13 protein-coding genes are annotated in these 12,438 nt (G+C 64.0%); 6 read left to right on the plus strand and 7 right to left on the minus strand.

What is annotated here, in order from left to right; translation table 11 throughout:
• Positions 1 to 3 precede the first annotated feature (3 nt).
• From FJ424_RS17265 to FJ424_RS17280, 4 genes are all read right to left on the minus strand, one after another.
• Complete coding sequence (locus tag FJ424_RS17265) at positions 4 to 1,191, minus strand: malate--CoA ligase subunit beta (protein ID WP_140653607.1); 1,188 nt, start codon at positions 1,189 to 1,191, stop codon at positions 4 to 6.
• A 21-nt stretch (positions 1,192 to 1,212) separates the two neighbouring features.
• On the minus strand, positions 1,213 to 2,175 hold the full coding sequence (locus tag FJ424_RS17270; protein ID WP_140653605.1) for a CoA ester lyase: 963 nt from the start codon (positions 2,173 to 2,175) through the stop codon (positions 1,213 to 1,215).
• Between the two features lie 10 nt (positions 2,176 to 2,185).
• Positions 2,186 to 3,376: an aminotransferase class V-fold PLP-dependent enzyme gene (locus FJ424_RS17275; RefSeq protein ID WP_140653603.1), complete on the minus strand. Its 1,191-nt coding sequence runs from the start codon at positions 3,374 to 3,376 to the stop codon at positions 2,186 to 2,188.
• A 135-nt stretch (positions 3,377 to 3,511) separates the two neighbouring features.
• A complete protein-coding gene (locus tag FJ424_RS17280) occupies positions 3,512 to 4,183 on the minus strand; it encodes a response regulator transcription factor (protein WP_281405437.1) in 672 nt (223 codons plus the stop codon).
• Between the two features lie 361 nt (positions 4,184 to 4,544).
• Between FJ424_RS17280 and mgtE the strand changes: the two genes are divergently transcribed.
• A complete protein-coding gene (gene mgtE, locus FJ424_RS17285; protein ID WP_140646666.1) occupies positions 4,545 to 5,963 on the plus strand; it encodes a magnesium transporter in 1,419 nt (472 codons plus the stop codon).
• 143 nt (positions 5,964 to 6,106) lie between these two features.
• Positions 6,107 to 6,493, plus strand: coding sequence for a MerR family DNA-binding transcriptional regulator (locus FJ424_RS17290; RefSeq protein ID WP_027168973.1), 387 nt, complete (start codon positions 6,107 to 6,109; stop codon positions 6,491 to 6,493).
• Positions 6,494 to 6,819: 326 nt separating this feature from the next.
• On the opposite strand, the gene FJ424_RS17295 is transcribed toward FJ424_RS17290, so the two are convergent.
• On the minus strand, positions 6,820 to 7,299 hold the full coding sequence (locus tag FJ424_RS17295; protein WP_140646664.1) for an isoprenylcysteine carboxylmethyltransferase family protein: 480 nt from the start codon (positions 7,297 to 7,299) through the stop codon (positions 6,820 to 6,822).
• Positions 7,296 to 8,297 carry a DUF1624 domain-containing protein gene (locus FJ424_RS17300; RefSeq protein WP_140653601.1) on the minus strand — a complete coding sequence of 334 codons (1,002 nt, stop codon included), beginning with the start codon at positions 8,295 to 8,297 and terminating at the stop codon, positions 7,296 to 7,298. Before FJ424_RS17300 ends, FJ424_RS17295 begins: the two co-directional genes overlap by 4 nt.
• On the opposite strand from FJ424_RS17300, the gene FJ424_RS17305 reads away from it, so the two are divergent.
• Both FJ424_RS17305 and FJ424_RS17310 read left to right on the plus strand, forming a co-directional pair.
• Positions 8,297 to 8,500, plus strand: a complete 204-nt coding sequence (locus FJ424_RS17305) for a hypothetical protein (RefSeq protein ID WP_140786367.1) — start codon at positions 8,297 to 8,299, stop codon at positions 8,498 to 8,500. The genes FJ424_RS17300 and FJ424_RS17305 overlap by 1 nt on opposite strands.
• 26 nt (positions 8,501 to 8,526) lie before the next feature.
• Positions 8,527 to 9,726 (plus strand): MFS transporter, encoded by a 1,200-nt coding sequence (locus FJ424_RS17310; protein WP_140653599.1) that lies wholly within the window; start codon positions 8,527 to 8,529, stop codon positions 9,724 to 9,726.
• Here FJ424_RS17310 and FJ424_RS17315 read toward each other — a convergent pair.
• Positions 9,695 to 10,885, minus strand: a complete 1,191-nt coding sequence (locus FJ424_RS17315; protein WP_140653598.1) for an aromatic ring-hydroxylating dioxygenase subunit alpha — start codon at positions 10,883 to 10,885, stop codon at positions 9,695 to 9,697. The two genes, FJ424_RS17310 and FJ424_RS17315, sit on opposite strands and share 32 nt — an antisense overlap.
• A gap of 110 nt (positions 10,886 to 10,995) precedes the next feature.
• On the opposite strand from FJ424_RS17315, the gene FJ424_RS17320 reads away from it, so the two are divergent.
• The gene (locus FJ424_RS17320; protein WP_246677273.1) at positions 10,996 to 11,766 is read left to right on the plus strand and encodes a gamma-glutamylcyclotransferase; all 771 of its coding nucleotides are present in this window, start codon (positions 10,996 to 10,998) and stop codon (positions 11,764 to 11,766) included.
• A 131-nt stretch (positions 11,767 to 11,897) separates the two neighbouring features.
• Positions 11,898 to 12,437, plus strand: coding sequence for a bifunctional adenosylcobinamide kinase/adenosylcobinamide-phosphate guanylyltransferase (gene cobU / locus FJ424_RS17325; RefSeq protein WP_140653596.1), 540 nt, complete (start codon positions 11,898 to 11,900; stop codon positions 12,435 to 12,437).
• The last annotated feature ends 1 nt before the right edge of the window (position 12,438 follow it).

The following is a 12,438-nucleotide window of genomic DNA, read 5'->3' on the forward strand; positions in this document are numbered from 1 at the left end:
CCCTCAGGCTGCTTTTTTGTTCTTGGTGGCTTCGCGCCAGGCGGCGACGGCCTTTTCGGCGGCTTCGGCCAGTGTGTCGGCGACGATCACCGCCTCGCCGGAATCGGCCAGGATCTTGCGCCCTTCCTCGACCTTGGTGCCGGAAAGGCGCACCACCAGCGGCACATCGACGCCGACCTCGCGGATCGCCTTGATGACGCCTTCGGCCACCCAGTCGCAGCGGTTGATACCGGCGAAGATGTTGACCAGGATGGTCTCGACATTCTTGTCGCCGAGCACCGCGCGGAAGGATTTCGCCACCCGCTCCGGCGAGGCGCCGCCGCCGATGTCGAGGAAGTTGGCCGGCTCGCCCCCGGCGATCTTGATCATGTCCATCGTCGCCATGGCGAGCCCAGCGCCGTTGATGATGCAGCCGATATTGCCGTCCAAGCCCACATAGGAGAGGCCGCGGTCGCTGGCGAACGTCTCGCGCGGGTCTTCCTGGCTCTTGTCGCGCAATTCAGAGATTTCCGGGCGGCGAAACAGCGCGTTCTCATCGAAGGACATCTTGGCGTCGAGCGCGACGAGGTTGCCTTCGCGCGTCACCACCAGCGGATTGATCTCCAGCATCGTGGCGTCATAGTCGCGGAACACCCGGTAGCAGCCGAGGATGGTTTCGGTCGCCTTACCGATCAGATTGTCCTCGAGCCCGAGCCCGAAGGCGATCTCGCGCGCCTGGAAGCGCTGCATGCCGACGCCAGGATCGACAGTGGCGCGGATGATCGAATCCGGCGCCGTCTCGGCGATCTCCTCGATCTCCATGCCGCCGGCGGCCGACGCCACGATCATGACGCGCTCTTCCTTGCGGTCGAGCACGAAGCCGAGATAGAGCTCCTGCGCGATGTCGACGGCTTCCTCGAGATAGAGGCGCGAGATCAGCTTCCCGCGCGGGCCGGTCTGCTGGGTCACCAGCTTGCGCCCGAGCATGGCTTCGGCCGCGTTGGAGATCTCCTCGTCGTTCGAGCATAGCTTGATGCCGCCGGCCTTGCCACGCGCGCCGGAATGGACCTGCGCCTTCAGCACCCATTTCGCGCCGCCGATCTCCCTGGCACGGTAGGTCGCCTGTTCGGGGCTGTAAGCGAGGCCGCCGCGCGGCACATGCACGCCGTGGCGGGCAAGCAGTTCCTTGGCCTGGTATTCGTGGATGTCCATCTTGTCCTCCCGGTATTTTTTCTATTGCGCGGCAGCGTGCTGCTGACCGGCGCGCTCGATCGCCTCGTTCACCACCAGCACGTTGCGCGCCATGCGCTCCGACGCCGCGTCGATCATCTTGCCGTCGAGGGCGGCGGCACCCTTGCCGAGCGCTTCCGCTTCCTTCAGCACTTCGAGGATGCGGCGGGCACGCGTGACTTCCTTTTCCGGCGGCGAGAACACGTCGTTGGCCAGGGCGATCTGCGAGGGATGGATCGCCCATTTGCCCTCGATGCCGAGTGCCGCGGCGCGCCGGGCGGCGGCCTTGTAGCCTTCGGGGTCGGAGAAATCGCCGAACGGCCCGTCGATGGCGCGCAGGCCATAGGCGCGGCAGGCGACCGTCATGCGCGACAGCGCGAAATGCCACTGGTCGCCGGGATAGTCGGGGTTGAGGCCGCCGATGTTCACGGTGCGCGCCTTGTTTGAGGCGGCATAGTCGGCGACACCGAAATGCATCGCTTCCAGCCGGCCGGGTGTGGCGGCGATCGCCTCGACATTGGCCATGCCGAGCGCCGTCTCGATCAGCGCTTCGAGGCCGACGCGGGTCTTGAAGCCCTTGGCCATCTCGATCTGGTTGACCATGGCCTCGACCATATAGAGGTCGGCCGGCACGCCGACCTTCGGCACCAGGATCGTATCCAGCCGGTCGCCGGCCTGCTCCATGACGTCGACGACGTCGCGGTACATGTAATGCGTGTCGAGGCCGTTGATGCGCACCGAGACGGCCTTGCCCTTGGCGCGCCAGTCGATGTCGTTGAGCGCCTGGATGATGTTCTTGCGGGCGCGCTCCTTGTCGGGCGGCGCGACCGCATCCTCGATGTCGAGGAAGACGAAGTCGGCGGCGCTGTTCGCCGCCTTGTCGATCATCTCCGGGCTAGAACCCGGGACGGCGAGCTCGCTGCGCTGGAGTCTCAGCTTCTTCAGATGGTTGATGGTGTGGCTCACGGTCCGCTCCTCACGCCGCCTTGGCGATCGGCACGCCGGCCGTGCGGCGGAAGTGCTCGATCGCCGCGGCTACGCCCGAGCCGGGCGCGAGGCGCACGCCACAATCGAGCAGCGCCATTTCGGCCGCCGACAGCGAGGCGCAGACCATCACCTCGTTCAGCCAGCCGAGATGGCCGATGCGGAAAACTTTTCCGAACACCTTGTTCAAGCCGCCGCCGAGCGACGTCTGGTAGGCCTGGTAGGCGCGCTTGACGACATCGCCGCTATCGATGCCTTCCGGCACCATAATGGCGCTGACCGTGTCGGAATGCCATTTCGGCGCCTTGGCGCAGAGCTTCAGGCCCCATGCGTCGACCGCCTTGCGCACGCCTTCGGCAAGGCGATGGTGGCGGGCGAAGATGTTGTCGAGCCCTTCCTCCTCGATCAGGTCGAGCGAGGCGCGCAGGCCGCGCAGCAGCTGAGTCGCCGGCGTGTAGGGGAAATAGCCGGCATCGTTGGCGCGGATCATGTCCTCGAAGGAGAAGAAGCAGCGCCGGTGCGTCGAAACCCGCGAGGCGGCCAGCGCCTTCTTGCTGACCGACAGGAAACCGAGGCCGGCCGGCAGCATGAAACCTTTCTGCGAGCCGCTGACGGCGCAGTCGACGCCCCATTCCTCCTGGCGGAAGTCGATCGAGCCGATCGAGGAGACGCCGTCGACGAAGAGGAGCGCCGGGTGGTTCGCCGCATAGAGCGCGGCGCGGCAGCCGGCGACGTCGCTGGTGACGCCCGTCGCGGTCTCGTTCTGCGTGCAGAAGACCGCCTTGATAAGATGCGCCTTGTCGGCCTTAAGCCGCTCCGCATAGATTTCGAGCGGAACGCCGGTGCCCCATTCGCAGTCGATGAGGTCAACCTCGAAGCCGAGGCGCTCGGCCATGTCGACCCACAAATGCGAGAACTGGCCGAAGCGCGACATCAGCACCTTGTCGCCGGGGCTGAGCACGTTGGTCATCGCGGCTTCCCAGGCGCCGGTGCCGGAGGAGGGATAGATGAAGACGCGGCCGCTCTCGTTCTTGAAGACTCTTTTGATGTCCTCGAAGAGCGGCAAGGTCAGGTCGGGGAAGGAGGCGGCGCGCATATCCTCCATCGGCAGGTTCATGGCCTGCCGGACTTGTTCGGGAATGTTGGTGGGCCCCGGGATGAAAAGATGCGTGAACCCAGCCATGCGCGAAACTCCTCCGATCGTTTGGGATTGTGGAGGCAGTTTCGTTTCGATGAGGCCTTGCAACAACACCTTGCCGGGTAAGTTGTTGGCCCTTGCGGGTGGGTTGGTCCTACCCGATTGGCCTACCCGGGCGGCCTAACCGAAAGGCGGTTTGGACGTGCGGCGTTTCTCGCTGGAATAGAGCGCGACGGCCATGGCGCGGTTGCGCACGTCCAGCTTGTCGTAGAGATTCTTCAGGTGATACTTCACCGTGTTCTCGGAAATCCCGGTCCGCGTTGCGATCTGCAGGTTGGTCCAGCCGTCGGAAAGCACCGCCAGCAATTCGCGCTCGCGCACGGTGAGCCGGGACAATGGGGTGTCGTTGACTTTGTTGATGTCGATATAGGGAATGCAGATGCGGCCATGCGCGACCGCCAGGATGGTCTCGAAGATCACCGGCGGATCGTCGAACTGGAAGCAGTAGCCCTGCGCGCCAAGACGTACGCATTGCTTCAGAATGCCGATATCGTGGTCGTTGGAAAAGATCGTGATGCGCACACCGAGCTCGCGGCTCTGAACTTCCGTAAGCACATCGGCGCCATCCATATCGGCGAGCTTCCAGCCGACGACGGCGACGTCGAATTTCGTGGCGGCGGCCAGTTCCAGAAATTGCGCGCCGCTGTGCACGGCATCGAGCAGATCGAAACGCCCGTCGCATTCCAGCATTTCGCGCAGCGCCGAAACAACGAAAGGATTGCGCTCGGCGACGACCACGCGAATGCGCCGCTCGGTATTTCCTTGGTTCGTCTTTGCGGACTTGATGTTCAAGGGCAGCGTTTGTCCTCGGAGCATTTGGCGATGCGCTGATCCTGCTGGATCATGCATCATGACAATTCTGCCTCAATGGGGAAGGGGTGCTCTTTCCCCAGCGACATGCGCTGTCGCGTCGGCTGAAGCGATTGTCACGCCTGCGACGCGGGCGCCGTATGCTGCTCTTGTGGGGGTGCGAGTCGAAGACAACCGCCACATTTCCTTGGCTATTCCGTGCGCTAGAGCGACATCTTTCCAAGACGAATCCTATTGCCGCGCTATCTGCCGCACAGGGTTTGGATTTCCCGAAAAGCGGTTTCCACTTTTCGGGATCATGCACTAGACCTCATTTCGGGATTCCTCATTGCGGGAGGCGCTGGTGGAAGGCCAGGACAGACAGACGACCGGCGCCGCGCCCGCCGAGGAACACCATGCCGACATCTATGGCGAGGACGGCGCCGTTCGCGCCTCCTTCCTTGCCCAGATCGGCGCGGCCATCGCCGACCGCGATACGATCACCCTCAAGCGCGAAGTCGACGACCTGCACCAGTCGGAACTCGGCGACGTGCTGGAGGCGCTTCACCCCGAACAGCGCCGCGCACTGGTCGAACTGCTCGGCTCCGATTTCGACTTCTCCGCGCTGACCGAGGTCGACGAGGCGATCCGCCTCGACATCGTCGACAACCTGCCCAACGCGCAGATCGCCCAGGCGGTGCAGGAGCTCGATTCCGACGACGCCGTCTACATCCTCGAGGACCTCGAGAAGGAAGACCAGGACGAGATCCTGTCGCAGCTGCCTTTCACCGAGCGCATCAGGCTCAGGCGCTCGCTCGACTATCCGGAGGAGACCGCCGGCCGGCGCATGCAGACCGAGTTTGTCGCCGTGCCGCCGTTCTGGACGATCGGCCAGACCATCGACTACATGCGCGAGGACAAGAACCTGCCCGAGCGCTTCAGCCAGATCTTCGTCATCGACCCGAGTTTCAAGCTGCTCGGCGCCATCGACCTCGACCAGATCCTGCGCACCAAGCGCGCAATCAAGGTCGAGGAGGTCATGCATGAGACCCTGCACGCGATCCCGGCCACGATGGACCAGGAAGAGGCGGCACGGGAGTTCGAACAATACAACCTGCTTTCCGCCGCCGTGGTCGACGAGAACGTGCGGCTGGTCGGCGTGCTGACCATCGACGACGTGGTCGACGTCATCCAGGAGGAGGCGGAAGAGGACCTTCTGCGCATGGGCGGCGTCGGCGACGAAGAACTGTCCGACACGGTGCTCGCCACCTCGCGCTCGCGCGTGCCCTGGCTGCTGGTCAACCTTGTGACCGCCTTCCTCGCCGCTTCGGTGATCGGCCTGTTCGACCGCACGATCGAGCATATCGTGGCGCTGGCGGTGTTGATGCCGATCGTCGCCGGCATGGGCGGCAATGCCGGTTCGCAGACTATGACCGTCACCGTGCGCGCGCTGGCAACCAGGGATCTCGATATCTACAACGCGGCGCGCATCATCCGCCGCGAGGTCGGCGTCGGTTTCATCAACGGCATGGTGTTCGCGGTGCTTATCGGCATGGTCGCCGGTTTCTGGTTCCGCGACCCCAATCTGGGCGGCATCATCGCGGCGGCGATGATCATCAACATGTTCGCCGCCGCGCTGGCCGGGATACTCATCCCGCTGGTGCTCGACCGCTTCAAGATCGATCCGGCGGTGGCCTCCGCGGTCTTCGTCACCACCGTCACCGACTGTGTCGGTTTTTTCGCGTTCCTGGGGCTGGCGACGTGGTGGTTTAGAGTGCCCTAAACCAACATGCCCGGCGTTAATTGACTTTTACGTAAATGCCGTGCGAGGTTGCCCTTGGGTCACGCGCCGATTCCGGCGCGGGATGGGTCTGATCGGAGGGAAGGGCGACGCTCCAGCGGCGATGCCCGGGCTTGGGAGCAGGAATGCGGGAATATTATACGATCACCGAGCTGACACGCGAGTTCGACGTGTCGACGCGGACGTTGCGTTTTTACGAGGACGAAGGGCTGGTGCAGCCTGTAAGGCGCGGCCGCACGCGGCTGTTCCGGCCGTCCGACCGGCACCTGATCCGCCAGATCATGCGCGGAAAAAGGCTCGGCTTCTCGATCAACGAGATCCGCGAGATCATCCAGATGTACAAGGAGCCGCCCGGCGAGGTCGGCCAACTCAAGCTGATGATCAAGCGCATCGAGGAGAAACGCGAGGACCTGCGCCAGAAGCGGCGCGACCTGGAGGAGACGCTGGCCGAGCTGGACCAGGCTGAAGAGTCCTGCGTGGAGCGGCTGGCTGAGCTGGGTGTGAATACGTGAAGCGCGGTGAGCAGGAGTTTTGCAGGGCCACTATCGCAAACGTTCGAGATTAGCCGGTGCCTCTCAGCTTCGTCATCCACGGGCGAAGCGGACGCGGAGACCCGAGGATCCATTCCGTGACCTTGATCGAAGAGCGCAGCAGAGCAGAAGTCTGCACCGTTGCAACGCCTTGATGTCACGGAATGGATTCTATGGTCTGCGAGCGTCGCTTCGCTCCTTGCTCCGCCATAGAATGACGACGGGAGAGACGTTGCGCCTAAAGGCGAAGCACCCAACCTTAGCCGCTAAAGAAGCATGACCCCGCACCGATCCAAGCGAGGCAGCCCTCAAATCCAGCGTCGGACCCGCTTGGCGTAGTCGCGGTATTTCTTGCCGAACTTCGCCGCCAGGATCTTTTCTTCCTTCTCGATCGCCAGCTTTTGCGTCGCGAAAGCGGCGAGGAAGGCAAAGAGCAGGAACCAGGCGATGCCGGTGATGAAGGCGACGCCGATCAACAGCAGCGTGTTGGCAAGATACATCGGGTTGCGGGTGATGCCGAAGGGGCCCGACGTCACCAGATGATCGGGCTCGGCGTTCGGATCGAATGTTGTTTTCGCCCGCATCATGACGCGGATGGCCGTGATCCACAGCATGGCGACGCCGAACAGCGCCACCCAGCCGACGCCGAACAGGAGATCGCCGAAGATGTCGCCGATCCAAGGCAGCGGGTAGAGCATGCCGAGGGCGACGCTGAGCGCGATCGCCACGACATAGATCACCGGCGGCCAGGGAATGATCCCGTGTCTGGACTTTACGATGCCCGTCATTGCTGCCCTCCCTCCATCTGGTCCTCCGTCGCGGCGGTGCAGGTTTCCGCCAGGTCGGCCAGATGCGATTTCCAGACGCTGGACTGGTCGTTGGCGTAGAGCTTGTCGAGAGACCCTTCGCCCTTCAGCGTGTCCAGCATGCAGCCACAATAGCTCGTACAGAACTTGCTGTCCCGCTGCTGTTCGCACTGCGCCTGGCAAGCCGGCAGGAAGCCGGCTTCCCTATCCTGAGGGGCTGCCGGCATGATCTGCGAGAACAACCATACCGAGCCGAACAGAAGCGGTTGGTGGATGAGGTAGAAGGCAAGGCTGTGCCGGCCGATGAAGGTCAGCGGGTTCGACCAGCGGTCGGGCGCCCATGTTCCCAAGCGGGCGAGCAGGCCCGACGCCGAAGCGAGCTTCACCGTGGCCACGCCCGCAAGCACCGCGCCAAACCATGGGAAAAGCGGCACATAGTCGTTGGAACGCGGGTTGCTGGCGGAAAGGCCCACCCACCACAGCGCCGGATGGTCGAACAACTCCGACCGCAGATAGTAGGGTGCCGCAATGACGGCCGCGGCGATGATTGCCGTCAGCAGCCAGGGCAGCCTGAGAAAGGCGAGGCCGAGCAGGCTCGCCAGCGCGATCTCGTGCAGGATGCCGAAGAAGATGAAGCCGTCCGGGGTGACGAAATAAGTGACCGTCGAAATGGCGATCGCCGCCACGGCGACCATGGCAAAACGCTTCCAGAAGCCTGGCCAGCGGATCTGACGGCCTTGGGCGAGGAAGAGGCTGACGCCGACCAGGAACAGGAAGGTCGAGGCAATGCAGCGCGCATAGAACTTCCACCAGCCGAAGGCGGTGAGGGCTGGCGCGGTGTAGCCGAAATTTTCGAGGTCCCAGGTGAAGTGGTAGCTCGCCATCGCGATCAGTGCGATGCCGCGCAGGATGTCGATGGCCTGGATGCGGCCGCGCTTGGGGGGATCCTGAACGGGTTCGCCGGTCGTTTGAACGCTCATTGATCTCGCAATCCGATTCAGTCCTGCCGAACGACTATCACGGTTCAAGCCGACGACAGAAGCAGGCGGCCATCAATGCGTTTCATGGCAGCCATGAAATTTCGCTTTATGCCAGCGCCGGAAAGCCTTTGGCAGGCTTCGCTTTTCGGCCTCCGGGGGTCGGTTTCCTGCTACAGGCCAGCAACTGGCCCGGCCAGATTTGAGGGGTGATTCACGTCCCGGAGGGCCGATGTCCACCCATGTGCGCCATCCGATCTGGCTTCCGGCCTTGCGGCCGGCGGATGCGCGCACCTTCGCCTCGCTCTATGCGGTGGAATCCTTCGCCCGCGCCACCGTCTCCAGCGTGATCCCGATCCAGGCCTACGAGATCCTGCACAATGAGCGGACCGTCTCGATGCTCTACACCATCGTGTCGTTGATGGGCCTTTCGGTCACGCTGTTCATGCCGATGCTGATACGCCGCTTCGCGCGGCGCTGGGTCTACACGGCCGGCTGCGTGCTGCTGGCGATCGGCTCCGCCTTCTTCGTCACTCATACGCTGCCCGGACAGATCGCCGGCATGCTCTGCCGCGTCATGGGGGCGAGCGCGCTGTCGATCACGCTCAACCTCTACATCATGGACCACATCCGCAAGACCGACTTCATGCAGGCGGAATCGCTGCGCATGGCCTGGTCGATGTTCGCCTGGACGGGCGGCCCGACGCTCGGCATCTTCCTCTACACGCATTTCGGCATCTATGCCGCGCATGGCGCGGTCGTGGTGTTCGCGTTCGCGCTGCTTTGCCTGTTCTGGTTCTACCGGTTGACCGACAACCAATCGATCCGGCCCGGCAAGTCGCGCCCTGCCAATCCGCTTGCCAATATCGGCCGCTTCGTGAAGCAGCCGAGGCTCAGGCTCGCCTGGCTGATCGCCTTCGGCCGCTCCTGCTTCTGGACGACGTTTTTCGTCTACGGTCCGCTGTTCATGGTGATCACCGGCCAGGGCGAGCTCGCCGGCGGACTGCTGGTTTCGGCCGGCAACGCGCTTCTGTTCGTGGCGATCTTCTGGGGCAGGGCCGGCAAGCGCTTCGGCGGAAGGCGGGTCATGACCTTCGCCTATTTCGCCATGGCCGCCATGCTGTTTGCGGCAGGCGGCGTCGGCGAGGCCGCACCGCTGCTCACGGCCGCGCTGCTGCTGGCTGGCGCGCTCTTCACCATCGCGCTCGACGCGCTCGGCTCGACCGCCTTCATGCGCTCGGTGCGCACCTATGAAAGAGCGCAGATGGCGGCGGTCTACCGCACCTATCTCGACTTCTCCGAACTGACCCCGCCGCTGGTCTATTCGGTGGTGCTCGCCTTCTTCGGCCTCGGCTCGGTGTTCGTCACGCTCGGCATCTTGGCCGCCTTCTGCGGCTTCGTCACCTGGCGCTATCTGCCGAAGGCATTTTGAACGCCGCGTGACAGCCGCGCACCCAATCGTGGAAGCGGTGCAGGTCATATTCTTCCGGCATCAGCACGCCGGCCCGATGGCGCATCGAGCGCAGGCCTTTCTGGTTGATCTCGCAGATCGCGGCGTCTTCCTCCAGCACCTGGGTGCCGAAGGCGACGATGTTTTCGATGTCGGTCTCTGCCAGCGCATCCGGCGCGAACAGCCATTCGGCGGTGAGCTCGGTCTGCTCGGGACCGAGCGGGGAGAGCCGCACGGTGCGCATGTAGTCGACATGGCCGACGATGAACATCGAGGGCAGCGAGGTGGCGTAGGTCTGGCCGGCGGCGCGCTCGGCCGGGGTCAGGCCGGAAAAGACCGGGCCGTGCACATGGCCGTCCTTAGACCAGGTTTCGGCGCCGGCGCGCAGTCGGCCGGAGAATTCCGGATCGTCATTGTCGGCATGGCGCGACCATTCGGGATCGTCATGCCTTGCCATCAGGCCGCGGCCATAGATCGGCACCAGCCGCGACAGGTCCTTATGGACGCCCGGGCAGTGCAGGCATTCGTTGAAATTTTCCCAGAAGATCTTCCAGTTGCAGTTCATCACCTTGGTCAGCCGATGGCCGGTGACGAGCGTTTCCAGCGGCCAGCTGGAAAGATTGCCGGAGGCGCGATCGAAAGAGGTTTCCGCCGAGCCCTCGGGGTCCTCGGCGAGGTTGATGAAGACGAAGCCGCGCCAGAGCGAGAGCGCCACGCGGTAGAGCGGATAATCGGTCTTGTCGAAGCCGTCGGGCAAAGATTTCGACGGCACGCGCACGAGATCGCCGCGCAGCGAATAGGACCATGCGTGGTAAGGGCATGTCAGCAGCCTGGCCTTCAGCCGCCCGGCGCTTTCCTGGCAAAGCTGCGAGCCGCGATGCCGGCAGGTGTTGTGGAAGGCGCGCAAGACGCCGGTCTCGTCGCGCAGCACGACGATCTCCTGGCTGCCGATACCGAAGGTTCGGAAGGCGAGGGGCTCCGCCAGATCGGCCTCGCGGCAGACCATCAGCCAGCTCCGGTACCAGATGCCGCCCAGATCGCGCCGGTAGGCGTCGGCGTCCCAATAGGCCGCCGACGGCAAGGTCGGCTGCAGGCTGGTCAGGCCGTTGTAAGGGTCGCGCTCGCTCGGATTGGGCTGCATCGGCTTCTCCCCGCCAGAGCAGTCCAGCGCTCAATGCGATCGCTGACCTGCTCTAGCTCTTTGTTTTTACGCAATTCCGGACGGTTATGCACTTTTCCTGAATTGCTCTGATGCCAGCCGACACCCGGGCAAAGCTGTTGTCAATTGCCGGCCGCGCATTGTGGCGGCCACGGGAGGACCTTAAGGTCGAAGGCATGCTGCCAAGAACCATGTCGCTTACCGAGGAACTGGTCGCCCGTTGCTTTCGCACGGTCGAGGATGCGGGACCGGATCCCGATGCCGCGCATCTGGATGACGCCGACTATGACGCAATGGCGCGCATGCTGGAGGCTCAGCTTCCAGCCACCGAACCGCTCTGGCTGTTTGGCTATGGCTCGCTGATCTGGAAGCCCGAGATCGAGCATGTCGAGGAGCGGGTGGCCCTGCTGCGCGGCTGGCATAGATCCTTTTGCATGAACATGACGCGCTGGCGGGGGACCAAGGCAAGTCCGGGCCTGATGATGGCGCTGGACCGCGGCGGGCAGTGCAAGGGCGTCGCCTTTCGGCTCGGCGACGGCGACAGGCGAGAGCAACTCGACAAGATCCTGCGGCGCGAGGTGACGCTGAAGCCGACCAGCTACCATCCGCGCCTGCTCAATATGACGAGCGATGGCGGCGCGCTGCGGGCGCTGGCCTTCGTCATCAACCGCCAGGGCACCACCTATGCCGGCCCGTTAAGCGAGGAGGCGGTTGTCGAAAGGCTGGCGACCTCCTGCGGCCATTGGGGCTCGGGCGCCGACTATCTCTACAACACGGTGAAGAATCTCGAGCAGCGCGGCATCCACGATGCGCATCTGTGGCGATTGCAGCAGCTCGTCGCGGCGCGGATCGCCGCCGCGTAGCACCCGTGACCTGTGCCGCAATCGCGCCGGGCGGTGGCGGAATTTGGTTTGCCGGCCGGAGGGCTTGTGCCTAAAGTCGCGCCGTCGGCCTGATGGCCGCGACAATATTCATCCAACGGTGAAGGCAGGGAATGACCGGCGCGACAACCGCGAGCGCAGCTTCCAATCGGAAACTGACTTTCGTCCTCGGCGGCGCGCGCTCGGGGAAGAGTTCGCATGCCGAAAGTCTGACGACGGCCTTTTCGTCACCCTGGGCTTACATAGCCACGGCACAGGCTTATGACGACGAGATGCGCGAGCGCATCGCGCTGCATCGGTCGCGGCGCGGCGAAGGCTGGGTCACCGTCGACGCGCCGCTCGAACTGGTCGCCGCAATTGAAGCCTTGCCGGACCACCAGCCGGTGCTGATCGATTGCCTGACGCTGTGGCTCACCAATCACATGCTGGCCGAACATGATGTCGAGGCCGAATGCCAGCGGCTGGCGGATATGCTGTCGCGGCCGCGCGGGCCGTGGTTCGTGGTCTCGAACGAAGTCGGACTGGGCATCGTGCCCGACAATGCGCTGGCGCGCCGGTTCCGCGATGCCGCCGGCCGGCTCAACCAGCAGGTCGCGGCGGTAGCCGACAGCGTTCTCATGATGGTGGCGGGGCTGCCGCTCAAGGTGAAATGAC

This window comes from Mesorhizobium sp. B3-1-8 (genome assembly GCF_006439495.1).
GTDB lineage: Bacteria > Pseudomonadota > Alphaproteobacteria > Rhizobiales > Rhizobiaceae > Mesorhizobium.

What these genes read in the sequence shown, in the direction of transcription:
- FJ424_RS17265 (WP_140653607.1), bottom strand. Translation starts at nt 1,191, where the DNA reads ATGGACATCCACGAATACCAGGCCAAGGAACTGCTTGCCCGCCACGGC.
- FJ424_RS17275 (WP_140653603.1), bottom strand. Translation starts at nt 3,376, where the DNA reads ATGGCTGGGTTCACGCATCTTTTCATCCCGGGGCCCACCAACATTCCC.
- FJ424_RS17290 (WP_027168973.1), top strand. Translation starts at nt 6,107, where the DNA reads ATGCGGGAATATTATACGATCACCGAGCTGACACGCGAGTTCGACGTG.
- FJ424_RS17295 (WP_140646664.1), bottom strand. Translation starts at nt 7,299, where the DNA reads ATGACGGGCATCGTAAAGTCCAGACACGGGATCATTCCCTGGCCGCCG.
- FJ424_RS17300 (WP_140653601.1), bottom strand. Translation starts at nt 8,297, where the DNA reads ATGAGCGTTCAAACGACCGGCGAACCCGTTCAGGATCCCCCCAAGCGC.
- FJ424_RS17310 (WP_140653599.1), top strand. Translation starts at nt 8,527, where the DNA reads ATGTCCACCCATGTGCGCCATCCGATCTGGCTTCCGGCCTTGCGGCCG.
- FJ424_RS17315 (WP_140653598.1), bottom strand. Translation starts at nt 10,885, where the DNA reads ATGCAGCCCAATCCGAGCGAGCGCGACCCTTACAACGGCCTGACCAGC.
- FJ424_RS17320 (WP_246677273.1), top strand. Translation starts at nt 10,996, where the DNA reads ATGCCAGCCGACACCCGGGCAAAGCTGTTGTCAATTGCCGGCCGCGCA.
- cobU (WP_140653596.1), top strand. Translation starts at nt 11,898, where the DNA reads ATGACCGGCGCGACAACCGCGAGCGCAGCTTCCAATCGGAAACTGACT.